The sequence below is a fragment of the Asticcacaulis sp. genome (genome assembly GCF_035497195.1).
In the GTDB taxonomy this organism is placed as follows: Bacteria; Pseudomonadota; Alphaproteobacteria; order Caulobacterales; family Caulobacteraceae; genus Asticcacaulis.
This window is the reverse complement of record NZ_DATJDZ010000019.1, coordinates 226401-249297: the sequence shown is the minus strand read 5'-3', so window position 1 is coordinate 249297 and position 22897 is coordinate 226401. Positions and strand designations below refer to the sequence as shown.

The 22897-nt window shown below is 59.1% G+C and carries 23 protein-coding genes; 8 read left to right on the top strand and 15 right to left on the bottom strand.

Annotated features, from left to right (window positions below):
- Positions 1-32 precede the first annotated feature (32 nt).
- Genes VL130_RS12050 through VL130_RS12040 form a run of 3 tightly spaced genes read left to right on the top strand, consistent with a single transcriptional unit; the run spans position 33 to position 2883 of the window.
- Positions 33-461, top strand: a complete 429-nt coding sequence (locus VL130_RS12050) for an HIT family protein (RefSeq protein ID WP_325363167.1) — start codon at positions 33-35, stop codon at positions 459-461.
- Positions 461-1084, top strand: a complete 624-nt coding sequence (locus tag VL130_RS12045) for a histidine phosphatase family protein (RefSeq protein WP_325363166.1) — start codon at positions 461-463, stop codon at positions 1082-1084. The genes VL130_RS12050 and VL130_RS12045 overlap by 1 nt, the downstream gene beginning before the upstream one ends.
- Positions 1085-1131: 47 nt before the next feature.
- A complete protein-coding gene (locus VL130_RS12040; protein ID WP_325363165.1) occupies positions 1132-2883 on the top strand; it encodes a DUF4153 domain-containing protein in 1752 nt (583 codons plus the stop codon).
- On the opposite strand, the gene VL130_RS12035 is transcribed toward VL130_RS12040, so the two are convergent.
- From VL130_RS12035 to VL130_RS12015, 5 genes are all read right to left on the bottom strand, one after another.
- Entirely contained in the window at positions 2884-3882 is a 999-nt protein-coding gene (locus VL130_RS12035) for an LLM class flavin-dependent oxidoreductase (RefSeq protein ID WP_325363164.1), read from the bottom strand.
- A gap of 71 nt (positions 3883-3953) precedes the next feature.
- On the bottom strand, positions 3954-5150 hold the full coding sequence (locus tag VL130_RS12030; RefSeq protein WP_325363163.1) for a hypothetical protein: 1197 nt from the start codon (positions 5148-5150) through the stop codon (positions 3954-3956).
- A 156-nt stretch (positions 5151-5306) separates the two neighbouring features.
- Positions 5307-7622, bottom strand: a complete 2316-nt coding sequence (gene clpA / locus VL130_RS12025; protein WP_325363162.1) for an ATP-dependent Clp protease ATP-binding subunit ClpA — start codon at positions 7620-7622, stop codon at positions 5307-5309.
- Between the two features lie 178 nt (positions 7623-7800).
- Positions 7801-8130, bottom strand: coding sequence for an ATP-dependent Clp protease adapter ClpS (gene clpS, locus VL130_RS12020; protein WP_325363161.1), 330 nt, complete (start codon positions 8128-8130; stop codon positions 7801-7803).
- Between the two features lie 297 nt (positions 8131-8427).
- Entirely contained in the window at positions 8428-8865 is a 438-nt protein-coding gene (locus VL130_RS12015; protein WP_325363160.1) for a TIGR01841 family phasin, read from the bottom strand.
- A gap of 540 nt (positions 8866-9405) precedes the next feature.
- Here VL130_RS12015 and VL130_RS12010 point away from each other — a divergent pair.
- Entirely contained in the window at positions 9406-10848 is a 1443-nt protein-coding gene (locus VL130_RS12010) for a D-alanyl-D-alanine carboxypeptidase (protein WP_325363159.1), read from the top strand.
- Positions 10849-10991: 143 nt separating this feature from the next.
- Here VL130_RS12010 and VL130_RS12005 read toward each other — a convergent pair whose 3' ends face one another.
- Positions 10992-11453 (bottom strand): molecular chaperone DnaJ, encoded by a 462-nt coding sequence (locus VL130_RS12005; protein WP_325363158.1) that lies wholly within the window; start codon positions 11451-11453, stop codon positions 10992-10994.
- On the bottom strand, positions 11453-12304 hold the full coding sequence (locus VL130_RS12000; protein WP_325363157.1) for a division plane positioning ATPase MipZ: 852 nt from the start codon (positions 12302-12304) through the stop codon (positions 11453-11455). The genes VL130_RS12005 and VL130_RS12000 overlap by 1 nt, the downstream gene beginning before the upstream one ends.
- A 160-nt stretch (positions 12305-12464) precedes the next feature.
- Here VL130_RS12000 and map point away from each other — a divergent pair, with 160 nt between their 5' ends.
- A complete protein-coding gene (gene map, locus VL130_RS11995) occupies positions 12465-13283 on the top strand; it encodes a type I methionyl aminopeptidase (RefSeq protein WP_325363156.1) in 819 nt (272 codons plus the stop codon).
- Between the two features lie 21 nt (positions 13284-13304).
- Complete coding sequence (radC, locus tag VL130_RS11990; protein ID WP_325363155.1) at positions 13305-14066, top strand: RadC family protein; 762 nt, start codon at positions 13305-13307, stop codon at positions 14064-14066.
- Here radC and VL130_RS11985 read toward each other — a convergent pair.
- The 5 genes from VL130_RS11985 to VL130_RS11965 form a co-directional block, all read right to left on the bottom strand.
- Positions 14063-14323: a hypothetical protein gene (locus VL130_RS11985; RefSeq protein WP_325363154.1), complete on the bottom strand. Its 261-nt coding sequence runs from the start codon at positions 14321-14323 to the stop codon at positions 14063-14065. The genes radC and VL130_RS11985 overlap by 4 nt on opposite strands.
- A gap of 241 nt (positions 14324-14564) precedes the next feature.
- The gene (locus VL130_RS11980) at positions 14565-15008 is read right to left on the bottom strand and encodes a hypothetical protein (RefSeq protein ID WP_325363153.1); all 444 of its coding nucleotides are present in this window, start codon (positions 15006-15008) and stop codon (positions 14565-14567) included.
- 52 nt (positions 15009-15060) lie between these two features.
- Complete coding sequence (gene galA / locus VL130_RS11975) at positions 15061-17937, bottom strand: beta-galactosidase GalA (protein ID WP_325363152.1); 2877 nt, start codon at positions 17935-17937, stop codon at positions 15061-15063.
- An 88-nt stretch (positions 17938-18025) separates the two neighbouring features.
- Complete coding sequence (locus VL130_RS11970) at positions 18026-19306, bottom strand: peptidoglycan-binding domain-containing protein (protein ID WP_325363151.1); 1281 nt, start codon at positions 19304-19306, stop codon at positions 18026-18028.
- Between the two features lie 10 nt (positions 19307-19316).
- Positions 19317-19517 (bottom strand): hypothetical protein, encoded by a 201-nt coding sequence (locus VL130_RS11965; RefSeq protein WP_325363150.1) that lies wholly within the window; start codon positions 19515-19517, stop codon positions 19317-19319.
- Here VL130_RS11965 and purB point away from each other — a divergent pair.
- Positions 19516-20820 carry an adenylosuccinate lyase gene (purB, locus tag VL130_RS11960; RefSeq protein ID WP_325363149.1) on the top strand — a complete coding sequence of 435 codons (1305 nt, stop codon included), beginning with the start codon at positions 19516-19518 and terminating at the stop codon, positions 20818-20820. The genes VL130_RS11965 and purB overlap by 2 nt on opposite strands.
- Positions 20821-20981: 161 nt before the next feature.
- Positions 20982-21662, top strand: coding sequence for a 2OG-Fe(II) oxygenase family protein (locus VL130_RS11955; RefSeq protein ID WP_325363148.1), 681 nt, complete (start codon positions 20982-20984; stop codon positions 21660-21662).
- Here VL130_RS11955 and VL130_RS11950 read toward each other — a convergent pair.
- From VL130_RS11950 to VL130_RS11940, 3 genes are read right to left on the bottom strand one after another with little or no spacing between them, the layout of a single operon-like run.
- Entirely contained in the window at positions 21643-22092 is a 450-nt protein-coding gene (locus tag VL130_RS11950) for a hypothetical protein (protein WP_325363147.1), read from the bottom strand. The genes VL130_RS11955 and VL130_RS11950 overlap by 20 nt on opposite strands.
- A 10-nt stretch (positions 22093-22102) precedes the next feature.
- Positions 22103-22285, bottom strand: a complete 183-nt coding sequence (locus VL130_RS11945; RefSeq protein ID WP_325363146.1) for a hypothetical protein — start codon at positions 22283-22285, stop codon at positions 22103-22105.
- Between the two features lie 21 nt (positions 22286-22306).
- Positions 22307-22627, bottom strand: coding sequence for a DUF1476 domain-containing protein (locus tag VL130_RS11940; RefSeq protein WP_325363145.1), 321 nt, complete (start codon positions 22625-22627; stop codon positions 22307-22309).
- Between the last annotated feature and the right edge of the window lie 270 nt (positions 22628-22897).

The window sequence follows — 22897 nt, the reverse complement described above, 5'->3', positions numbered from 1 at the left end:
AACTCGGAATCAGCACAAATTGCAGGTAAATCATGAGCCTTTCCGCCCAATACGATCCGAAAAACATCTTCGCCAAAATCCTGAGCGGCGATATTCCGTCGGTAAAGGTCTATGAGGATGAGCGAACCCTGAGCTTTATGGACGCCTTTCCGCAATCGAAAGGCCATACGCTGGTGATCCCCAAGGTGCCGGCCTGTAACCTGTTCGATATCGCGCAGGATGATCTGCAGGACCTGATCGTCAAGACCCAGACCATCGGTCGGGCCGTGCGCGACGCGCTGATGCCGGACGGCATTCGCATCGCGCAGTTCAATGGGGAACCGGCGGGCCAGACCGTCTTCCATATCCACTTTCACGTCATACCGATCTGGGCCAATGCAACGCTTGGCAGACATGGCGGTGAGATGGCGGATATCAATGAATTGAATGATCTGGCCGCAAAAATTAAAGCGAAACTGTAATGACATTTTACGTCCTTCGCCATGGCCAGACCGACTGGAACGTGCAGATGCGCCTCCAGGGTTCAACCGACATTCCGCTCAACGAAACCGGGCGCGCGCAGGCCCATGTGGCGGCGAAGGTACTGGCGGGCGAGAGCATTACAAAGATCATTGCCAGCCCCCTCTCCCGCGCTCTGGAAACGGCCCGGATCGTCGGCGCCGCCAGCGGACTGGAGCCGGTGATCGACGGCCGGCTGATCGAGCGCAATTTCGGCCAGTTCGAGGGCATGACGATCGATGAGGTCCATCAGCACCGCGAGGACATGCGCGAATATATGAACCCGCAAGCCGATGTCGATGGCAAGCATTACCCGTGGGACGCCGAACCCCTGCCGGAAGTGATCGACCGGGTTTATGCCTGCGTCAATGATTACCGCGAAACCGGCAAGTGTCTGTTCGTCTTCCACGGCATCCCCTTCCGCGCCGTGACACGCAAGTTCCTCAACGACATGTATTCCAGTCCCAATGCCGCGCCGGTGCGCTTTGAAGCTGAGGGTGACAAATGGCGGATGGTGCCGCTCGATCCGGACAACGCCCCGATCCAGCAGATCTACAACGCCCAGACGACCATGGGACGCATCTAGGCGCTGCAGCGAATTCATGTTACGCCTGATCAAAGCGGGGAAACACCATGAATAATCAATCATTGAAAGCCAATGAAGCGCTGATCGTCCGTCTGGCGGTCGGGCTGGTTTTCGGGCTGGCCATCGCCTGGCTGATCAAGAGTTTCGATGCACTTGAGGGCAAGCAGATCCCGATATGGGCGCAGGTGCTGACCAGCACCCTGATCCTGGGTGCCTTTATCCTGTGGGCCGGCGCCGGCGCGATGAAACGGCTCAGTATGGCCATATGGAGCGTGATCGCCCTTGGCCTGATCGCGCTGATCGCCTGGAACCGTGCCGCGCATAATCTTGATACCGACTATAACCCGTTCTTTCTCAACCTGTCCTTCCTGATCTATCCCTTCCTGTTCATCAGCCACGAACTGGTTTCCAGCGCTGATCAGGCCGGCAAGCCGATCGCGCCCTATGGTCTCTATTTCGACGAAGCGTGGAAACGCGGCGTGCAACTGGCCCTGAGCGTGCTCTTCACCGCCCTGTTCTGGGCGATCCTGTGGTTAGGCGCCACCCTGCTCGGCTTTATCGGCTTTTCGTGGTTCAAGGACCTGCTCGGCAATGAATATTTCAGCTGGCCGATTTCAGGGCTGGCGATCGCCGCCTCGGTCAATCTCGGCGATGTCCAGCCGAAGCTGATGCACAATTTCCGCGCCCTGGTATTGGGCGTGCTGTCGTGGCTGCTGCCGGTGATCGCGGTGATCGGCCTGCTGTTCGCTGTCTCCCTGTGTTTCAGCGGATTGGAGCCACTATGGAAGACTAAGGCCGCGACGGCGTCGCTTCTGGCCGGCTGCGTGGCGCTGGTTTTGCTGATCAATGCCGCCTGGCAGCAGGGGGATGAGGACCGCACCGCGCATATCATCCTGCGCTGGTCGGCGCGGATCGCCTGCGGACTGCTGCTGGTGTTCTCCTGCCTGGCAGCCTGGTCCCTGTGGCTGCGGATCGCGCAATACGGCCTGACGCCGGAGCGGGTCATGGCGCTGGTGGGCGTCATTATCGCCGTGCTTTACGGACTGGGCTATGCGGCGGCCGCGGTGATGCCAAAGGGCCGTTGGCTGCACCTGCTGGCGCCAGTCAATATCGGACTGGCTTTTGTCATGGTGGCCATCTGCTTTGCTGTGCTGACGCCCATCGCTGATCCCTATCGCCTCAGCGCGTCATCGCAAGCCGAGCGCGTCAACAGCGGTCAGGTGGCGCCGGACAAGTTCGACTGGCGCGTTCTGCGCTTTAAAACGGGCACTTATGGGCGGGATGAACTCAAGCGTTTGAGCAAAAGCGGCAAGACGGATGTTATCCGTACAGCCGCGATCAAGACGACCGCGCTAAAAGATGACAACCGTTATGTCCCGGCTTCGGAAGCCGGTTTGCTGGAGGTGCGAACGCCCGACCCGAAACAGATGATCGTGGTCTTCCCGAAGAGCGCGACCATTCCGGCCGATTTCATGACCCAAGCCTTCGCATCCGATGAAGACCTGCCCGATTGCGCCACCGCCGGAATCGCCTGTCAGGTAGCGCTGGTCGATCTCAACCACGACAAAACTGATGAACTTGTTCTGCTCGACGATCAGAAACTCACCGTCTTCGTCAAACAGGGAAAATGGCGCCTTCTGTCACGCAGCTATCTCACTGAAGATCAACGTGCAGACTTCAAAAGCGGGCAGATTTCAGTGGCGCCACGCACCTATGACGATCTGAAAATCGGCACAACTAAACAATTGCGTATCAACGATCAAAAGGAAGCTGAAGCTCATGGCATGAGTATCGATTGATCAGGCAACCTTCTGCATAAATGGCAGACTAGCGAACAGTTCCACCGATTTCAGTCGCGCGCCGATGTCGTGGATCGGCATGGAGATAATCAGTTCGTCGGCCTGGGTTTGCTCCAGAAAGCTGCCCAGGCGCTTCTCGATCGTGGCCGGTGAACCGACCATGGCGTAACGCAGCATATGATCGATCATGGTGTTTTCGTCGGGCGTCAGGCTGGCCACGGCGTCATAGCTCGGACGCGGGAACGGCACACGGACATTGCGGCGCAGGTTGGCGAAGGATTGCTGCATTGAGGTGAACTGGAATTCGGCCTGGGCGTCGCTATCGGCCGCCACGCCCATGACGCCGACCATGGTGTGCGGCTTGTTGAGCGCCGCCGACGGCCGGAAATGGGTGCGGTAAAGTTGAAGCGCGTCGAACAAAAGTTCCGGCGCGAAGTGCGAGGCGAAGGCGTATGGCAGACCCAGTTGTGCCGCCAGTTGCGCGCTGTACAGGCTGGAACCGAGCAGCCAGATGGGCACATGGCTATTGGCGCCCGGCACGGCCAGAATGCGCTGACCTTCATCCGGTTCGCCAAGAAGTTTTTGCAATTCCATGATATCGTTCGGGAAACTCTCGACGCCGGCGTCCATATTGCGGCGCAGAGCGCGGGCCGTCATCATATCGGTGCCCGGCGCGCGGCCGATGCCTAGGTCAACACGGCCAGGATTGAGCGCTTCCAGCGTGCCGAACTGCTCGGCGATCACGAGTGGCGAATGGTTCGGCAGCATGATGCCGCCAGAACCGATGCGGATGGTTTTGGTCGCCGCGCCGACATGGGCGATAACGATGGCCGTCGCCGCAGAGGCGATACCGGGCATGCCGTGGTGTTCGGCCAGCCAGTAACGCTTATATCCCGCGCTTTCCGCGCCCTGCGCCATCCTTGCCGAATTAGCCAGCGCATCGGAAATGCTACTGCCTTCGGAAATCTGCGACAGGTCGAGGATGGAAAAGGGTATCATGCGAAGCTCCATTGTGTGGAGCTTATGTAGGCGTTTCGGTTACGATTGCGAGAGACGACCGCGATCATTCATCATGGCCTGCGCGATACAGGACACGTATTAACATAGTAATAGGCCCAACCAAACTTACCCGGGTATAACTTGATACATACCTGATCGCCCTTATGGAGGCGCTTATAAATTGTTGATGATACTGTCACTTCGTCACTGCTTTTATGTTGCGCCCAAGCTGTCAGGTTCAGCGTATATGTCGTCGTTTTTCCCGTGGAAATGCTCATGTCCAGTACCTGCGCCGTCACCGTCTTTGGCTTCTCGTGATCAAGGTAGTCATTCAGAAATACCAGACTGGACCACGCATAGAGGCCGTACATGATTGCGGTCGCCCACATCACTTTGGGATTAAACCGGTTTTCGATCCAGCTAACCAAGATGATCAGCAACAGAGTGACAACCGCAACTATCAAAAGTGGCGACCTCCAGTCCAACAATTGCTCGTCAAGGAATACGCGCAAGAACAGAGCTAGGACCGGTAAAAAAACGATCTGGCTGAGTCCCAATCGGCCGCTTTCGCTGTCTTCATTCAACAACCAGCGCCGCCGACCAAAAATCAAGAGAATTAGAGCCAAGCCAGGCACCGTGATCATGGAGAGCAGGCAGATATTATAAGGTTGAGGATGCACGAAGCCCCAAAGACCGATACCCCACCCCGCATAGCCTGCATAGCTGATCAGTTTGGCTTCACGGTTTATCCTATGCTCACGCTCTTCCGGTGTGTCACCAAATGCCGGGTTGGCCAGTAAACGCTCCTGCCGATTTACCTCAGCTTCAACTTCTGCATTTGGCAAGGCGTTCAGCCAATCCGCCAAAACATCGTCCATCTTGCCAAAATCGCAGATGCGCACGTTACGGCGGTTTTTCAGCACAAGCGTAATGTTAAAGTGACCATATTGCTGTAAAGCACGCTCAGTACGCTCGATTTCAGACAAGCGAACTATTCTTGTACGCCACATGCCGTAGTATTTCAATCGGTCGGCATAAAGAACAAGTTTTCCGCGAAAGGTCGATAGCAAAGCTCCCAAGCCAACCAACAACAAGAAGGCGCAACCTGCCTGAGCAATCCACAACACCTTCGTTTCGGGAAATATCTGGTGGGCAAACATAACACCAGCAACACCGCCAACAAAAAGCAGGCATGATGAAGCGCCCCATAGGCTCTTGGCTACCAGCCCGTAGGCATAGATTCTCGGATAAATAATTGTCCCGGCCATATTCCCCCTCCGCTTATGACATGTCTGCCAGATTGCCCACAGCTTGGCGACAAAAAAGCCCTCCGGTTTGCACCGAAGGGCTTTTGTTACTTAACCACCAACGTTTCAACACACGCTGTCAGCGTATCGGGTGCAGGGGCAGGCCCCCTGCTGCCCCTACTCTACGATTTCGGCCTTGGAACCGGCCTTGTCGGCACCGCCTTTTTGCGAGGGCGTGATGTCGAAAGCAATCTTGCCATCGGTCAGCTTGACGAGGATATGACCACCCTTGACCAGCTTGCCGAAGAGGATTTCGTCGGCCAGCGGCTTCTTGATGTTCTCCTGGATGACGCGAGCCAGCGGACGGGCGCCATACAGTTCGTCGTAACCGTTTTCGCTGAGCCAGGCGGCCGCTTCGTCGGTCAGTTCGATCGAGATGTGACGGTCGGCCAGTTGCATTTCCAGTTGCATGATGAACTTCTGGACAACCTGCGAAATCACTTCCGGCTTCAATTGCTTGAAGGTGACGATGGCGTCGAGACGGTTGCGGAATTCCGGGGTGAACAGGCGCTTGATGGCCTGTTCGTCTTCGCCCGTCACCTTCTCGCGGCCAAAGCCGATCGAGTTCTTCTGGTTATCCGAAGCACCGGCATTGGTGGTCATGATCAGGATGACATTGCGGAAATCGACCTTCTTGCCAACCGCATCCGTCAACTGGCCATGATCCATGACCTGGAGCAGGATATTGTAGATATCCGGGTGCGCCTTTTCGATTTCATCGAGCAGGACAACCGAGTGGGGTTGCTGATCGACGGCATCGGTGAGCAAACCGCCCTGGTCATGGCCGACATAGCCCGGAGGCGCGCCGATCAGACGTGACACGGTGTGACGCTCCATATATTCCGACATGTCGAAACGCAGGAGTTCGACGCCCATAGTGGCGGCCAGTTGCTTGGCGACCTCGGTCTTGCCGACGCCGGTGGGGCCGGAGAACAGATAGCAGCCCACCGGCTTTTGCGGGTCGCGCAGGCCGGCGCGGGCCATCTTGACGGCCGTTGACAGTTGCTCGATGGCCTCGTCCTGACCGAAAACGGTGCGGTTGAGGTCGGCCTTCAGGTCACGCAGGGCCGTGGTGTCGTCACGCGAGACGGACTTCGACGGGATGCGGGCGATCTTGGAGACGACGTACTCGATTTCCTTCGGACCAATCACCTTGCGGCGCTTGTTTTCCGGCAGGACCATCTGCAAGGCGCCGGCTTCATCGATCACGTCGATCGCCTTGTCGGGCAACTTGCGGTCAGTGATGTAACGCGCCGACAGCTCCACCGCCGACTTGATGGCGGCGTCGGTGTATTTCAGATGGTGGAAGGTCTCGTAATAGGGCTTGAGGCCGCGCAGAATCTTGACCGTATCGTCGAGCGTCGGCTCGTTGACGTCAATCTTCTGGAAGCGGCGGACAAGCGCCCGATCCTTCTCGAAGTGCTGACGATATTCCTTATAGGTGGTCGATCCCATGCAGCGCAGCGAACCAGCCGCCAGCGCCGGTTTCAGCAGGTTGGACGCATCCATCGCCCCGCCGGAGGTGGCGCCGGCGCCGATAACCGTATGGATCTCATCGATGAACAGGACGGCATTGGGGTGCGCTTCCAGTTCCTTGACGACCTGCTTGACGCGTTCCTCGAAGTCACCGCGATAGCGGGTGCCGGCCAGAAGCGTGCCCATGTCGAGCGAGTAGATGGTGGCGCCGGCCAGAACGTCAGGCACTTCACCGTCAACGATCTTCTTGGCCAGACCTTCGGCGATGGCCGTCTTGCCGACACCCGGATCACCCACCAGCAGCGGGTTGTTCTTGGTGCGGCGGCACAGGATCTGGATGGCGCGTTCGACCTCGGCGGCGCGACCGATCAAAGGATCGACCTTACCGTGGCGTGACTTTTCATTCAGATCGACGCAATAGGCGGCGAGCGCATCGGTGGAGCCGCCCTTGGCCTTGTCTTCCGAGCCGGCGTTATCTTCCGTTGCGCCGCGCACGACGCGGGGTTCGGAGGCGCCGGGCTTCTTGGCGATACCGTGGGCGATATAGTTGACCGCATCATAGCGCGTCATTTCCTGCTCTTGCAGGAAGAAGGCGGCGTGCGATTCGCGTTCGGAGAAGATGGCGACCAGGACATTGGCGCCGGTCACTTCATCGCGCCCTGAGCTTTGGACATGGATCACGGCGCGCTGGATGACGCGCTGGAAACCGGCCGTCGGCTTGGCTTCTTCCGACTGCGGCTCGACCAGTGATTTCAGGTCGGTTTCGATGTAGGCGTCAAGCGCGGTGCGCAGCTTGGCGAGATCGACGTTGCAGGCACTCATGACGGCCGCCGCATCGACATCGTCGATCAGGGCCAACAGGAGGTGCTCAAGCGTCGCATATTCATGATGATGGGCATTGGCGTGACCCACTGCGCGGTGCAGGGTCTCTTCTAATGCGCTGGAAAATGACGGCATGACGACCTCCGATAAAACTTGAAACGCTGTTACTCAACTCAAACTCTGTGCCCAAAATCTTAACGCGTGGTTTAAGACATTAACCATGCTGATCCTGGCCCTTTCAGTCTGAACCTGATCTGAATTCTGTAGATAGAATTCAGATAAAATCCCGGCCGTCTTTATACTCTTCCCCTCTTCAATCCTTCTCCATAGTACATTGAAGCGGATGTTGATGGCGGCGGGCCATATCGACGACCTGCGCCACCTTGGTTTCCGCCACTTCGTAGGTATACACGCCGCAGACCCCTACCCCGGTCTGGTGGACGTGCAGCATGATCAGCGTCGCCTCCTCACGTGATTTATTGAAGAATCGCTCAAGCACGTAAACCACAAACTCCATTGGCGTGTAGTCGTCGTTCAGGATCAAAACACGATAAAGTGAGGGCTTTTGCGGCTTGGGCTTGGTGTCGATCAGCAGGCCGGGCGCCTGGCCGGGGCGCGTCACCGTGCCCTTGTCAGCCGCCATGACTGTCTCTTGCCGTTTGTCTGTCAAAACCCGTCTCATCTCAATATGTTCTGTGTCTGTGGTGCTTATCGCACCCTCCGCTAATAGATATGACGGAGTCGCTTGATTACAAGATAGTCCAAATGGCCGCGCTGTTAAGAGCCTAAATTCAAAAACATAATGGGATGCGATCACAGATTGCTATCTCGCATGACAGATCATGTGTCCGCCCGCGCCAGCGAAAGTCCCAAATAGGAAAAACCCCGCGCCAATCAAGGCGCGGGGTTTTTAAAATCACCGGACCCGAAGGTCGAAGTCTTAACGATAAGACTGGAACTTCTCAACAGCGGCGGTCATGCGCGCGTTGATCGGCTTGAAGGTGTCCTTGAACGAGGCCGACAGGGTTTCGGTCAGCAGGTTCAGTTCGGAGACATAGGCTTCCATCGAAGACTTGGCATACTTCGATTGCAGCTCGATGACTTCCTGGATGCTCTTGGCGCCTTGCAGCGTCTTGGCGGCCGTCACGGCTTCTTCCCAGTTCTTCTTGGAGAAGGCGATGGCTTGCGCGCCGACCGTTTCCGCGCCCTTGGTGGCGGCGGTCAGGCTCTCGACAACGGCTTCAACATTGCCCTTGGCAAGGCCATTGGCTTCGTTGATGCCGGCGAGGGTCTTTTCAACGCCGTCCTTGAACGCCTGGTTACCGGCGGTGGTGAACTTTTCGACAGTGGCTTTTACGGTTTCAGCAGCTTCCGACATAGGTAACTCCTTTTCATATATGATGCGTGGGCCAATCCCCCGACATCCCTGAACATTACGCTTGGATATCGGACCTTCTGCCCGGTTGATGGTTGATATAACGCAGTTGCAACATACGGTCAAGCTTTATGTTGCGGTGCACAAAAAGTTTACAATCAACGCAACAGTAGAATTCCCCTCATATGGGAGTTTCTTGGCATCTTGATGAACGTGCTGGTTGTATCGCATGGTGAAACCCGCAGAACCAGCGCCGAATGGCCCGGGAACGGTCACGATGCGGTGAGCTTAAGGTTTGGTTAAGGAAAATTCACGACAGAATAACCCTCTGACGTTATGATGTTATAGCGCTCACATTGAGAACACATTGTTTTCTTATTTTTAGGAATTGGGTTTTCTTATTTTTAAGAACGGGTTTTCTTGTTTTAGGGCGTCCGGCGGCAAACTAATCGCGTGTGTAACGAGTTGAGGATAGCTTTGATGCGTATAATCGGGCGGATATTTAAACGGGCTGGCGAGACACTTTCAAACGGGCGCAACCGCGTGAAAACCGCTGCGCTCATGATGGCGGCTATATTCGTGGTCGCCCTGCCGCAGATGGCCGCCGCTCAGGATCTGACGGGCAATGCCCGCTACGCCGCCATCGTGGTCGATGCGCAGAGCGGCGAGGTCTTTTACGCTCAGCGCGCCGACTCGGCCCGTTATCCCGCTTCGCTGACCAAGATCATGACGCTCTACATGGCGTTCGACGCCCTGGCGCACGGCACCCTCAAGCCGACCGACCAGATCACCATGAGCGCCCACGCCGCTTCGCAAGCGCCGGTGAAGGTCTATCTCAAGCCCGGCGACACCATCGATGTCGATACCGCCATGCGGCTGATCGCGCTTTATTCGGCCAATGACCTGGCAGTGGCCCTGGCTGAGAAGGTCGGCGGCACCGAAGAGCGTTTCGCCGCCATGATGACCATCCGCGCCCAGAACCTGGGCATGACGCAGACGCGTTTCGTCAACGCCAACGGCCTGCCTGATCCGCGCCAGATATCTTCCGCCCGCGACCTGGCCATTCTGGCGCGCGCCGTCATGCGCGACTATCCGCAGTATTACGACTATTTCAACCTGCCCTCGCAGGAATTCCGCGGCCGCACCTATGTCAACCACAACCCGCTGCGCAGTATGCCGGGCATCGACGGCATGAAGACCGGCTACACCAATGCCGCCGGCTATAACCTGGTTGCTTCCGGCGTGCGCAATAACCACCGCCTGATCGCGGTCATGCTGGGCGGTTCCAACAAGACCCAGCGCCGCGAGCACGTCACCGCCTTGATGAACACCGGTTTCGAGGTCATCGCGCGCCGGGATCGCGGCGAGAAGATCGAGATCGCTCAGAACGAATTTACCCGCGCAATGGATGCCGAAGCGCGGATGCCCGACGGCCCTCAGCCCTACACGATCCTGGCCGACAATGGTCAGACTGTCGGCGGACGTTCGCCCCTCAGCGACGCGCAACTGCGTGAAACCCTGGCAGGCAGCGAACAGGCCAATGCGACGGACGATAATGTCCAGCGCGCCAGCGCAACGATCAAGGCGCCGGCCGTGGTCCAGACCCTGAGCGCCGCCACCAACACTGTTGCCCTCGTCAAGAAGCCGGCAGTGAAGGTCGCCACGGCGGATAAGCCGACGGCCAAGTCGAAGAAGGCCGAACTTGCGGCCAAGGCCGCCAAGGGCAAGAAAAAGAAGGACCCGACAGCGGTTTATGCTGTGCAGATCGGCGCCTTCAAGGACAGGAGCCTGGCCACTGACTGGGCTAAGAAGATGAAGTCGAAGTTCAGTCAGCATCTGGCCACCGGCACCACCGACATCAGCAAGAACGATAACGGCTGGTATCGCACACGCTTCGCCACCCTGACCAAGGCGCAGGCGTCGGCGGCCTGCAAGAGCATCTCGGCCAAACACCTCGACTGCATGGTGATCAAGCCTGACGCCTAACGAATGGGGTTTGGCTCGGCGCCCCCGGGGGCTGTGCCCCCATAAATCTTGCCTTATTCCAAAGAAAAACCCGGTCTTTTTGGACCGGGCTTTTATTTGGAAAGAGAGAAGACTTGGGGCCGCGGGCCCCAAACCCCATTCGTTTAGCGACGGCGTTTCAGCAACACATCCCGCGCCGCGTTCAGCGCACTGGCGCGAGCCACATCGCCGCCCTGATCCGGATGCGCGGCCTTCATCAGGCGCTTCCACGCGTCCTTGACAGTCTTCTTGTCGGCGCCGATAGCCAGGCCCAGCGTGTTGTAAGCCTTGATCTCTTCAGGGCTGTAGCTGGCAGCCGTCGCCGGTGCCTGCGGTTGGCGGAAGTAGGTCTGATAACGCACGCTGCCGCCCAAAACGAACGACACCAGAAACGCCACAAGCCCTTGCCACACCAGGCCGCGCATCAGCATGGTCACACCCAGAACCAGCAGCCCCATGCTGATCACACTGCGCAGGGTGCGGAACTGGCGAATCCACGGCCCGACACCAATCTTGCCGAGACGCGATTGCTTCCCGACCCAGGCCAGGAACAGGAAAACAGCGATGGCCCCGACTACCCACACCATCAGGCGTCCGCCGCCTCCAGGTCGCCGGCCTCATGCGGCACTTCCTCGCCGGCTTCGAGGCCAAGCGATCCCATCAGCGCGCGCAGTTCAGCCCGCGCCGCAATATGGCTCAGCGACACCGCCACCGGCCGGATATCACCGGACAGATCGGCCACGGTCAGGCCGAAGGGAAACAACTCGCGGTAAATCACGCGATCGCGCAGACCGGCCAGTACCTCAAAGCCGACGCGCTTGCCGAGCGCCTGAACCCGCTCGTCCACCCGCTTGCGATTGCGCGCCTCGTTGGCGGCCAGACGGTTGCGCAGGACGATCCACTCGATCGACTTGCCATCCCAGACGGCACGTTGCTTGCGTGAATTCCATACGGTCTCGGCGTAGATCGACGGCCGCTTGACATCGAGCGTCACCGGATCGACCTCACCCAGCAGGTCGAAATCGATAAAGCTGTCATTCATCGGCGTGATGATCAGATGCGCCACGGCGTGGGCGCGGCGCGACAGGACGTGATCACCGCCCGGCGTATCGACGATGATATAGTCGGCGTTTTCAATGGCTTCATCGAGCGCGCGATCAAACGCCTGACGCGCCTCGGCTTCCGGCACGGTCAGCAGAGACGCCGGCTTGTCGTGCAGGTGCGGCTCGAAAGCCATCGGCAGGTCTTTCTCGTTGGCCGTCGCCCACTTGGCGCGATTGGAGAAGAAACGGCCGAGCGACCGCTGGCGCAGATCGAGATCTATAAAGGCCACGCGCTTGCCCTGATGCAACAGATGCACAGCGACGTGCATGGCGACGGTCGATTTCCCCGCCCCGCCTTTTTCATTACCGAATACCAGAATACGCGCATCAGACATTATTCGCTCCCGCCCACCTTACACCCCAGTGGTACCGCCTCATTTAGGCTGATCCGTGTCCTGCCGCCAGAGGCCGGTTAACCAAAGGTTAAATTTTGACGTGGGTAAGTTGTCTTGTTGGCCACTGGATTTAGTGTCGCGACCGGACTATATTGCCACCATGAACACAGATTCCGACTATATGCTCCGCTCCGAAACGATCCGAATCCACACTGATGAGGATTTTGCCGGCATGAGAAAGGCCGGCCGCGTCGCCGCCGAATGCCTCGACATGCTCATCCCCCATGTGGTGCCCGGCGTGAAAACCGCGTACCTCGACGACCTGGCGCGGGAATTCATCGCCGACCATGGCGGGCTGTCGGCTTGCCTGTTTTATCGCGGCTACCAGCATACGGTCTGTATCTCGCCCAACCACGTCGTCTGCCACGGCATCCCGTCGGACAAGCCGCTGCGCGAAGGCGACATCGCCAATATCGACGTCACCTGCATCGTCGACGGCTGGCACGGCGATACCTCGCGCATGTATGAGGTCGGCGTTGTGGCGCCCAAGGCGAAGCGCCTGATCGATGTCACCTACGACGCCATGGCGCTCGGCCTGGCGCAGATCAAGCCGGGTAATACCTTTGGTGATATCGCCGCCGCCATCCAGAAATATGCGGAAGGACAGCGCTGTTCGGTGGTGCGTGATTTCTGCGGCCACGGCGTCGGTCGCGTGTTCCATGACAATCCCAATGTCCTGCACTTCGGCAAGGCCGGCACCGGTCCGGTGCTTAAAAAAGGTATGTTCTTCACCGTCGAGCCGATGATCAATCTCGGTAAGCCGGATGTGAAGGTGCTGAACGATGGCTGGACCGCCGTGACGCGCGACAAGATGCTGACCGCTCAATGCGAACATAGTTGCGGCGTGACGGACGACGGCGTTGAACTGTTCACCGCCTCGCCCACCGGCCAGTTCAGGCCGCTCCCCGTCCTGGGATAAAACGTCGAAACGGGGGGGATCATGGCCGACGACGCACTGGAAGAAGCCGCGAGCTTCTTTGATACGGCAGCGGAGCCGATCCCCCTGCCCGATCATGGCGGCCATCGCCATCGTCTGCGCCACCGGGCACGGCTTGGCGGCGTGTCCGCCCTGCCCGATTACGAACTGCTGGAACTGTTTCTCTTCCGCTCGATCCCGCAGCGCGACGTCAAGCCGCTGGCCAAGGCGCTGCTGGCGCGCTTCGGTTCGCTGCCCGCCGCGCTTTCGGCGCCGCTCGAAGACATGTTGCAGGTTTCGGCGGTCGATAACAAGGGCAAGGCCCTGCGCATGACCGCCGATATCGCGCTCGATCTGGCGCTGATGTTCGAGGCGACCCGCCGCATGGTGGCCGAACCGCTGAAACGCTCGACCGTGATATCTTCATGGTCGGCGCTGGTCTCTTACCTGAAAGTGACACTGGCCCATGAACCGCGCGAGCAATTCCGCATCCTGTTTCTTGACAAGAAAAACCAGTTGATCGCCGACGAAATCATGGGGCACGGCACAGTCGATCACGCACCGGCCTACCCGCGCGAGATCATGCGCCGCGCATTGGAACTGTCGTCAAGCTCGGTGATCCTGGTCCATAACCACCCAAGTGGTGATCCGATGCCCAGCCAGGGCGATATCGATATGACCAAGCAGATCGTGGCGGCCGGCAAACCCCTCAAGATCACCGTGCATGATCACCTGATCATCGGCCGCGAAGGCGTGGCCAGCCTCAAACAAATCGGGGCGTTTTAAAGGAAGTCCCGCGGTTCAGGATAGGCCGCGCCGACATCGATATTGATCTTCAGGCCGGCTTCCTTGGCGGATTGCAGGCTGTGCAGGTTCAGTATCTTCGGCACCGCGCCTTGCGACGCCAAAGGCCGCCCATCGATGTCGTATGAATAGTCGCCAACGATAAAGGCCGCCGGATTGCGCCGGTCCTTTTGTACCTGGAGAGGTTGTTCTACGCCTTCAACACTGACCCAGGCCGTATCGTATAATCTGGTGCTCACTGTAATCCTCGTGAAATTAGCCCGGCCCAACGGCAAAGCGCTAAAGCGCCGGCCATTCTGACAGTTACGCTATCGCCGGCTTCGGGGAGGATGAGGCCAGCATGGCGGACTCTAGCCCGTATTTGATGCGGTGGCGATAGCGAAACCGCCCAGGGCCAGACACAAAATATTCATTTCCACCCCAAAAACGCCTGGTCAGGACGGTTAAAAGCCTTACAGACAAGGCGTTCTCCGCATTACCCTAAGTGCGATGATACTGCCCACGCAATATATCCGAATAGGCCTCTTGCTCAGGCATATGCCCTTCAATCTCATAGTGAAGCACGGTTTGTTCGACATACAGGGTCCAGCGCCCATGCCCGCGTGGCGTCTCATTGAGCAGGACCAGGCGGTTATCCTGCCACTGTCCCCGCAAGGGATTGAAAGGGGGAAAGCCCCGGTCATCGAACCAGAATCCGTACAGGTTTTCGGAATCCGGATCGGCGCAAAAAACACCGTGCCCATCGAAACCCGCGCCGTCCGCCCCACTCTGTTCGTAATTAAAAATCACGTTCTTGCGGGCAGTGTCGAAGCGAACCCCCCAACGCCCGCGTTTCGTGCCGCCTGTCGACCAGGGATTGGGAGCGATTTCGCTCTCACCAGACCAGTAACCGATGAACGGATCGAGACTGTTGAGATCAAACATGCGGGACACTCCAAAACGACTCGACCGAGGCTAGTCCCCTGACAAACCTGTTTCAAGCACCTGGTGGCCCACCGACGCGAATAAGATCGCCAAAGCCGAAAGGCGCCCCCGTCGTCACCTTGAACAGGATACTCAGGCGGCGCGCACCCGCGAAGGGCGGGATCGTGACGGTCAGCGGCCCCGGCGCCGGGTCATCCTTTTTACCGATCGGCTGGCCATCGAGATAGACTTCGCAGGCGCCGGTAATGCTGGCGAATGTGATCCTGCCGCCCGCTTTCTGCACACTGGCGAAGGGCGTATAGTTGGCCGCCACCAGACTGTAACCGTCAGCTTTCGCCGCACCGAAAAGCTCTCCGGGCCGGAACCACGCCCAGGAATTCATATCGGTATCGGCGGCCTTTTGGTTGGGGTCGGGGCGTTCAGTGGCGTCCGGCGCGCGGAACCAGCTATCGAGCACCATCATCGGCGCCGTCGTTGGCTGATGCGGGATCGCGACTTTGGGCGCGTCCAACCGGATTTCGATATTGGCCGGCTTCAGTCCGTCAGCTTTCGCCACAAGATTGACAAGCCCGGCCGGATTACCGGCCATATCCGGTGCCTGGATGATGACCTGCGCCAGGCCATTGAACAATGAGCGCGTATCGCCCTTCTCGGCTTCCAGGCAGTTGGGGTCGCCATTGCCGAGGCCAATGATCGCCGCCGTGCCGCCGAACGTCACCTTATGATTGGCGTCAGGCACCACCCGACCCTTGGCGTCAATCGCTTCCACACGAACCGGCATGGCATCCCGGCCATCGCCGGTCAGGGTCTGGCGGTCTTTCACAAGCCTTAGCGCGACAGCTTTTCCGGTTGTCTCGTTGCGTACTTTCGACACGACCTTGCCGCCCCTATAGCCGCGCACCTCGATAAAGCCAGGCGCATAATCGACCGTCCAGTAATTCATGTTCAGCCGGTCAACGGCCTGCCGACCGGCGGACCTGCCATTGACGAATAGTTCGACCTCATCGAGATTCGAACAGGCCATGACCCGCACCTTATCGCCCGCCTGCCAGTTCCAGTGCGGCGCCAGTCCCAGCACCGGCTTGTCATCGATCCACTGCGCCTGATGGATAGAAAAGGCGGTTTTCTCGAAACCGCACAGATCCATGATGCCGAAAAAGGAACTGTTGGTCGGCCAGGTATGCGGCGTCGGCTCGCCGTGGTAATCGAAGCCGGTCCATACAAAGGTGCCGGCGACGAAGGGACGCGCCGAAATCTCCTTCCAGGCGGCACGATGCGTCTCGCCCCACGGCGCGGCATCGTCATCATCATCATAGCTGGCCATGATGTGCTTTTGGGTATCGGTTTTATACTCGCCGCGCGTCATGAAGGCGGAGGTGTCTTCCGAGGAGAACATCGGGATATCGGGGTGCGCTGCATGGAAGGCGTCATACTGATGCTGCTGGTAATTGATGCCAACGACATCCACCGCATCGGAGACATTGAGCGCGGTGAACAGGCCGTCATTCATGGCGGCGGTGACCGGACGCGAGGTATCGAGCGCCTTCACCACCGCGCTCATGCGGCGGACCATCTCATAGCCCTGCTCGGTGCCCTGCATCGGTTCTTCATTGAACACCGACCACAGGAAGACGCATGCGTGATTGCGATCGCGGCGGACCAGCCATTCAAGTTGTTCGAGATAAGCCGGCGAGGCGTTGAAGTTGCGATTCTCGGCCATGACGAGGAAGCCGTGGCGGTCGCAGGCGTCCATCAGGGTCTTGTTCTGGGCGTTGTGCGAGAAGCGGATGGCGTTGGCGCCCAATTCCTTCAGCTTGCGCAGGCGGAAATCGAGCACACCTTCCGGCACGGCGCAGCCAACCCCGGCATGATCCTGGTGCAGGCAGACGCCCTTGATCTTGAGCGGCTTGTCATTGAGATAGAAGCCGGTTTTGGCGTCGAAGCGCTCGGTGCGGAAGCCGCAGGTGGCGGTGACGGCATCAAGGCGTTTGTCGCCGTTCAGGATATAGGTTTCGACTCTATAAAGCTGAGGATCGGCAGGACTCCACAAGCGCGGACGATTATAGAAGAGATCAAGTCGGACCACGGCATTACCAAGCGGCGCGACTGTCGCCGTTGTCTTTTCCGTCGCCAGCAGGCCGATGGTGCCATCCCACAGTTCGCTCACCACCGTCACCTCGGTGGCGGACTTGCCGGCATTATTGAGCATGACTTCAACAGGGATTTTCCAGTCCGCCGGACTTTTCGGGTCAGGCACCGGATGCGCGAACACGCCGTCGGTCACGATATGGACCGGGTTGCGTTTGACGATCCAGGCGTCGCGGTAGATGCCGCCGCCTTCATACCACCAGCCTTCCATGGCCGTGGCGTCGACACGAACCACCAGCGAATTGTCGCCGTCGCCATAGATCACATAGGGCGTCAGGTCGATATAGGTCGAATTATAGCCGCTCCAGTTGCGCGCCACCAGCGTGCCGTTGAACCAGATCGTGGCGAAGGTGGCGATGCCGTCGAGTTGTAGTTCGATATGCTTGCCCCGATCGGCGTTCGAGAACTTCAGGTGATTGCGATACCAGACGATGCCGCGCCGGCGGTACCCCTGGTCGACATTGGTGCCGTTTTCGATCGACTGGAAACTGACGAAATCGTGCGGCAGGGTGACTTCTTGCCAGTCGCTGTCGTCATAGGATGGGCTGGCGGCGCCGAGCGCCCGGCCGGCCTTGGCGGCATTATAGGTCTGGTCGTGGGTGATCAGCACCGGCATGGGGATATCGCCATCATGGAACCGCCAGCCCTTGTCGAGCAACAGGGTTTCGCGCGGTCCCGTATTGGGGTCGTCCGGTCCGTTCGTGCTGGCAAAGGCCATTTTCGGCAGAAATCCGGCCACGGCCAGTGCGCTGGCGCTCTTGAATAGTTCCCGACGATTCATATGTCCGCTCCCTTTTTTCCAGAGGATAGACATGGAAACGGCGCGTTTTGAACCCCAAAACGCGCCGCGGCCCCCTTTTTGTAGTATTTTAATTCCGATTGAGCGGCACCAGCGGCACGCCGAGCATCTGCACGGCCTCGACCGAAGGCTGCCCCTGCGGCAAGCCGTTATCGGCCTGGAACTTCTGCATGGCGCTAACCGTCTGGCGGCCAAGCTGGCCATCGATCGGGCCGGGATTATAGCCCCTGGCGGCCAGGGCGCGCTGCACCTCCATGACCTTCTGCTGCGAAGTGTTCTTGCCGCAGATGACTTCGCGCCACACCGGTTCCGCCGCGCCGACGATGCGCTCGCGGGTCACATCATCATAGGCGGCCGGCACGGTATAGGTTTCCGTGCGGGCTTCCTGCGTCACCCGGCGGACGCGGCGCTTTTCCATCACGGCGGGAATAACCACTTCTTCGTAGCGTTCCGGCGCATCGATCACTGTATGGCGGACCTGACGCGTCTCCGCCGGGATTTCGATACGGCGGATGCTGGCCGGCGCCACCTCGACGCGCGTGGTGCGGTCTTCATAGACGCCCGGCACGACCTTCAGGCACCAGATCGACGGGTCGCGCGGCTCATAGCTGGCCGCTTCCGGCGTCCCGTCCTGATATTTGCCGGGCCAGCTCAGGCTGCCGTCATCCCGATAGCGCACGGGGTCATAATCGCCGGCGGTCACCATCGCGGCTTCGGTCGGGATACCATCGGTGCGCACCCACTCGCGGCGCGAATCCCTAACCATGACATGTTCGGTACGCAGTTCGTATTGCGCCGGAATACGTTCCTCGCGGAAGCTGGCCGGGCGGACGATCTCGGTCGTCGTCTCAATATGGCTGACGGCGGGGATGACACGGCGCTCGACCCGTTCCGGCCGGACCATGACGTCCTCATCGACCATATCGACCACCTGCGGGATACGGCGGGTTTCGACGCGTTCCGGCGACACCAGGACATGCTCGACATATCGTTCGCTCTTCGGCGGCATCAACAGACGCGAGAAGCACTGGCCGGGAATGGCGTGCTTGCGCAGTTCTTCCGGCACCTGCTGCCATTCCGGCGAGCCGACCGGCCCGCTCGGGCAGGCCACCGGCGCCGCTTCGGTCATGGTTATGATCTGGCCGACATCCCCCTGTACCGGTTCGGCGGCGCTGGTGCCGGTCTGGATCACCGTCACCGTCCGTTCGGCGGCGACGCGCGACTCCCGGTCGAACCGCTTAGATACAGGATGCACGGTCGGCTTGTGCGTATGCGCCAAAGCAGGCATGGCCAGCCCCACGCTGACCACGGCCAGCACAGCAACACCGGATTTCAGGAAAAGCTTACGCACAACAGCACCCTCAAGTTTCGCAGATTCGCAATTGCCTAAAAATTAACCCTTTATAAACCCTTGCGCCAAGCCCGCACACCTGCAAAGCGTAAATTAACTTCATTTTCTGGCCATATTTGAAACGCGTGCCAATGCTTTTACGCTTGACATTGCCGCCCCATCTTCCCATTCCCACCGCGACCATCGTTTCTAGCTGTAAGGTATCGCCCATGATCTCCCGTTATGCCCGCAAGGAAGCCGCCGCCATCTGGGACGCGGCGATGAAGTACAAGATCTGGTTCGAGATCGAGGCCCACGCCGCCACCAAGATGGCCGAACTGGGCGTCATCCCGAAAGAAGCCGCCGAAGTGCTGTGGGAAAAGGGCAAGGACGCGCCGTTCGACGCCGACCGCATCGATGAGATCGAGCGCACGGTGAAGCACGATGTCATCGCCTTCCTGACCCACGTTTCGGAAATCGTTGGCCCCGAAGCGCGCTTCCTGCACCAGGGCATGACGTCCTCGGACGTGCTCGATACCTGCTTCGCCGTGCAACTGCAAAAATCGGCCGATATGCTGATCGAGGATGTCGATCTGGTGCTGGCCGCCCTCAAGAAGCGCGCGCTGGAACACAAGCTGACCCCGACGGTCGGCCGCTCGCACGGCATCCACGCCGAGCCGGTGACCTTTGGCCTCAAACTGGCCGGCTACTATGCCGAGTTCACCCGCGCCCGTAAGCGCCTGGTGGTGGCCCGTGAAGAGATCAGCACCTGCGCTATTTCCGGCGCCGTCGGCACCTTCGCCAATGTGTCGCCCGAAGTCGAAGCCTATGTCGCCGAGAAAATGGGCCTTGAGGTCGAGCCGGTCTCGACCCAGGTCATCCCGCGCGACCGTCATGCCGCCTTCTTCGCGGCGCTCGGTGTCGTCGCCTCGTCGATCGAGCGTCTGGCCACCGAAATCCGTCACCTGCAACGCACCGAGGTTCTGGAAGTCGAGGAATTCTTCTCGCCCGGCCAGAAGGGTTCCTCGGCCATGCCGCACAAGCGCAATCCGGTGCTGACCGAAAACCTGACCGGCCTCGCCCGTCTGGTCCGTTCGGCCGTCGTGCCCGCCATGGAAAACGTCGCCCTGTGGCACGAGCGCGATATCTCGCATTCCTCGGTCGAGCGCGGCATCGCGCCGGACGCCACCATCCACCTCGATTTCGCCCTGCGCCGCCTGGCCAATGTCGTCGATAACCTGCTGATCTATCCGGACAACATGCAGAAGAACATCGACCGTCTCGGCGGTCTGGTGCACAGCCAGCGCGTCATGCTGGCCATGACGCAGAAGGGCATGTCGCGCGAGGATTCGTATTCGGCCGTCCAGCGCAACGCCATGAAGGTGTGGCGCGGCGAAGGCAATTTCCTCGATTTCCTGGCTGCCGATGAAGATGTGTCAAAGTTCTTCACACGCGAACAACTGGAGCCGTTCTTCAATCTCGATTACCACACCAAGCACGTCGATACGATTTTTGCCCGCGTATTTGGCGCTTAAGTTAAAGCAAGACAGCCCACCACCACGCCGTAAACGGCGCGGTCCCCCTCCCCAGTAAAACTGGGGAGGTATAATAATGAAACACCCTCCTCCCCTGCGCAGCGGGGGAGGTGTCGCGGCGAAGTCCGCGACGGAGGGGGCCGCTTCTGCGAGGTCTTCCCATGCCCACCCTGCTCACCGATCAGTTCGACCTTGCCGGCTACGAAAGCCGCTTCACCGGCAAGGGCCGCATCCGCCTCGAAGGCGCCCTGCCCGCCGACGACGCGCTGGCCGTGCATCTTGCGCTCGAACAGCAGACGCCGTGGGATCTCCAGATCGTCACCAAGGAAGGCAAGCCCGCCATCTTGTCGCGCGCCGAACTCGACACCCTGTCGCCGGATATTATCCAGACCCGTTTGCAGGATGCCGCCGAGCGCGCCCAGACCGGCCTCTCCTATCTTCGCCTCGGCCTCGACCTGATAGACGAGGACACCATCGCCCTCGCACCTTTGTCTAACCTATTGAAATCGGAAGCCTTCGCGGCCTTCTGCGGCCAACTGACCGGCCTCAGCGGCCTCGAACTGGCCTCGCTCGATGCCGTCTGTTATCGCAATGGCGACTTTTTCACCCAGCATACTGACCAGTCAGCGCGACTGTGCTTCGAATGGAATTTCACGCAAGGGTGGCGCTCGGACTGGGGCGGCCAGATGCTGTTCCATTCGCCCTCAGGCGATATCGAGGGTGGCATCATGCCGCGTTTCAACGATCTATCGTTGTTCGCCGGTGACCAGCCGCGCAGCATCGCCAGCGTGGCGCCCTATGCCGGCGGACCGCGGTTCTCGATTACCGGACGGTTTGGCTAACGCTCAGCGATGAGCGACGCAGGCGTTTAAGTTCACGCCAATACAGCCACATTGAGCCCAGGATAACGCACGGACCACCGACAACATAGCGCCAGGTTCGGTAAGAATTCAGATCAATCTGCCCGTCAGCCAAATCATTGAGATAGCGCCAGAATATCAGGCAGACTATCGGCAGGCCAAGACTGACTAGCAGCAAGGCAATCAAGCGGTCCGAAGGCGCACTAGTCTTACGCAAACTCAACACGGCAAAAGGCAGCGACAGCACAATCCCTGCCATAGTGGCCAAAGCGACTGCCCAGCCGTGGGCATCAAGAACCATTAAAAGTCCTATTGGCGATAATGATAAACCGGCGCCATAGACAATCATGACAATGCGGTTCTTAGCCCGCAAAGCCTGTGCATCCTGATTTTTCAGCAATTCCCCCAGCATGGCGCTGTACCTAGCTGCCCGTATTGGGCGGCGGGGGCGGGGGCGCATCAACTGGCTGGGTGTCCAGAGGCGGTGGCGGCGGCGGCGCGCCGATCGGCTGGGTATCCAGTCCCGGTGACGGTTCAACCGTAGAGCAACCGGCCACGGCCGCGGCAAAACCGATGATCATGAACGCTGTGACAAACCTCTTCATAATCATCATCTCCTGCAAATTTCAGCTTTTGAGCGCTTCCCTGGCCTGAGCCAGGAATTCCGCCGCCTTGGTGCGGACCTCGGATTCACGCACGGTGATGTTGGAGGCCGTCAGGTCGCCCAAAACCTTGCGAATCACGTCTTCTTCCGAGGGCTGGTCGCCACTGGCGCGGACAACGGCTGTGGCGTAATTTTCCGCCGTCTTGCCGGTCAGCCCCATCTTTTCGGCGCCCCACAGGGCCATCATGCGATTGCGGGCGGCGGCGGCCTGAAATTCAAAAGCATCGCTTCCCTGAAGCGGAGGTTCATTGGACTCAGCAGGCTGGGTATCGGACATCGGCATATAGTTAAAAACCTTTCAGGCTATAGCCGGTTTTAGTTCCCCTTTCGTGCCAAAGCAACCACAACTGACAGATAACCACCAGATTCTTGTGAGCGCCCCCATGTTCGCGCCGTTCAAACGTTAAAAAAGACACGAAATGTCCGTGTCCACCCTATACAGAACGGACATTTTTGTTTATTTGCGGCGCGAAAGCGCGTCCTCTAGGATGCACCCTGATATTTCCGCCTTCGAGCCGTTTCCTGACACACCTCGAAAGGCTTCGTCTTCCCG

What these genes read in the sequence shown, in the direction of transcription:
- VL130_RS12050 (WP_325363167.1), top strand. Translation starts at nt 33, where the DNA reads ATGAGCCTTTCCGCCCAATACGATCCGAAAAACATCTTCGCCAAAATC.
- VL130_RS12045 (WP_325363166.1), top strand. Translation starts at nt 461, where the DNA reads ATGACATTTTACGTCCTTCGCCATGGCCAGACCGACTGGAACGTGCAG.
- VL130_RS12040 (WP_325363165.1), top strand. Translation starts at nt 1,132, where the DNA reads ATGAATAATCAATCATTGAAAGCCAATGAAGCGCTGATCGTCCGTCTG.
- VL130_RS12035 (WP_325363164.1), bottom strand. Translation starts at nt 3,882, where the DNA reads ATGATACCCTTTTCCATCCTCGACCTGTCGCAGATTTCCGAAGGCAGT.
- VL130_RS12030 (WP_325363163.1), bottom strand. Translation starts at nt 5,150, where the DNA reads ATGGCCGGGACAATTATTTATCCGAGAATCTATGCCTACGGGCTGGTA.
- clpA (WP_325363162.1), bottom strand. Translation starts at nt 7,622, where the DNA reads ATGCCGTCATTTTCCAGCGCATTAGAAGAGACCCTGCACCGCGCAGTG.
- clpS (WP_325363161.1), bottom strand. Translation starts at nt 8,130, where the DNA reads ATGGCGGCTGACAAGGGCACGGTGACGCGCCCCGGCCAGGCGCCCGGC.
- VL130_RS12015 (WP_325363160.1), bottom strand. Translation starts at nt 8,865, where the DNA reads ATGTCGGAAGCTGCTGAAACCGTAAAAGCCACTGTCGAAAAGTTCACC.
- VL130_RS12005 (WP_325363158.1), bottom strand. Translation starts at nt 11,453, where the DNA reads ATGGTGTGGGTAGTCGGGGCCATCGCTGTTTTCCTGTTCCTGGCCTGG.
- VL130_RS12000 (WP_325363157.1), bottom strand. Translation starts at nt 12,304, where the DNA reads ATGTCTGATGCGCGTATTCTGGTATTCGGTAATGAAAAAGGCGGGGCG.
- map (WP_325363156.1), top strand. Translation starts at nt 12,465, where the DNA reads ATGAACACAGATTCCGACTATATGCTCCGCTCCGAAACGATCCGAATC.
- radC (WP_325363155.1), top strand. Translation starts at nt 13,305, where the DNA reads ATGGCCGACGACGCACTGGAAGAAGCCGCGAGCTTCTTTGATACGGCA.
- VL130_RS11980 (WP_325363153.1), bottom strand. Translation starts at nt 15,008, where the DNA reads ATGTTTGATCTCAACAGTCTCGATCCGTTCATCGGTTACTGGTCTGGT.
- galA (WP_325363152.1), bottom strand. Translation starts at nt 17,937, where the DNA reads ATGAATCGTCGGGAACTATTCAAGAGCGCCAGCGCACTGGCCGTGGCC.
- purB (WP_325363149.1), top strand. Translation starts at nt 19,516, where the DNA reads ATGATCTCCCGTTATGCCCGCAAGGAAGCCGCCGCCATCTGGGACGCG.
- VL130_RS11965 (WP_325363150.1), bottom strand. Translation starts at nt 19,517, where the DNA reads ATGGGCGATACCTTACAGCTAGAAACGATGGTCGCGGTGGGAATGGGA.
- VL130_RS11955 (WP_325363148.1), top strand. Translation starts at nt 20,982, where the DNA reads ATGCCCACCCTGCTCACCGATCAGTTCGACCTTGCCGGCTACGAAAGC.
- VL130_RS11950 (WP_325363147.1), bottom strand. Translation starts at nt 22,092, where the DNA reads ATGCTGGGGGAATTGCTGAAAAATCAGGATGCACAGGCTTTGCGGGCT.
- VL130_RS11945 (WP_325363146.1), bottom strand. Translation starts at nt 22,285, where the DNA reads ATGAAGAGGTTTGTCACAGCGTTCATGATCATCGGTTTTGCCGCGGCC.
- VL130_RS11940 (WP_325363145.1), bottom strand. Translation starts at nt 22,627, where the DNA reads ATGCCGATGTCCGATACCCAGCCTGCTGAGTCCAATGAACCTCCGCTT.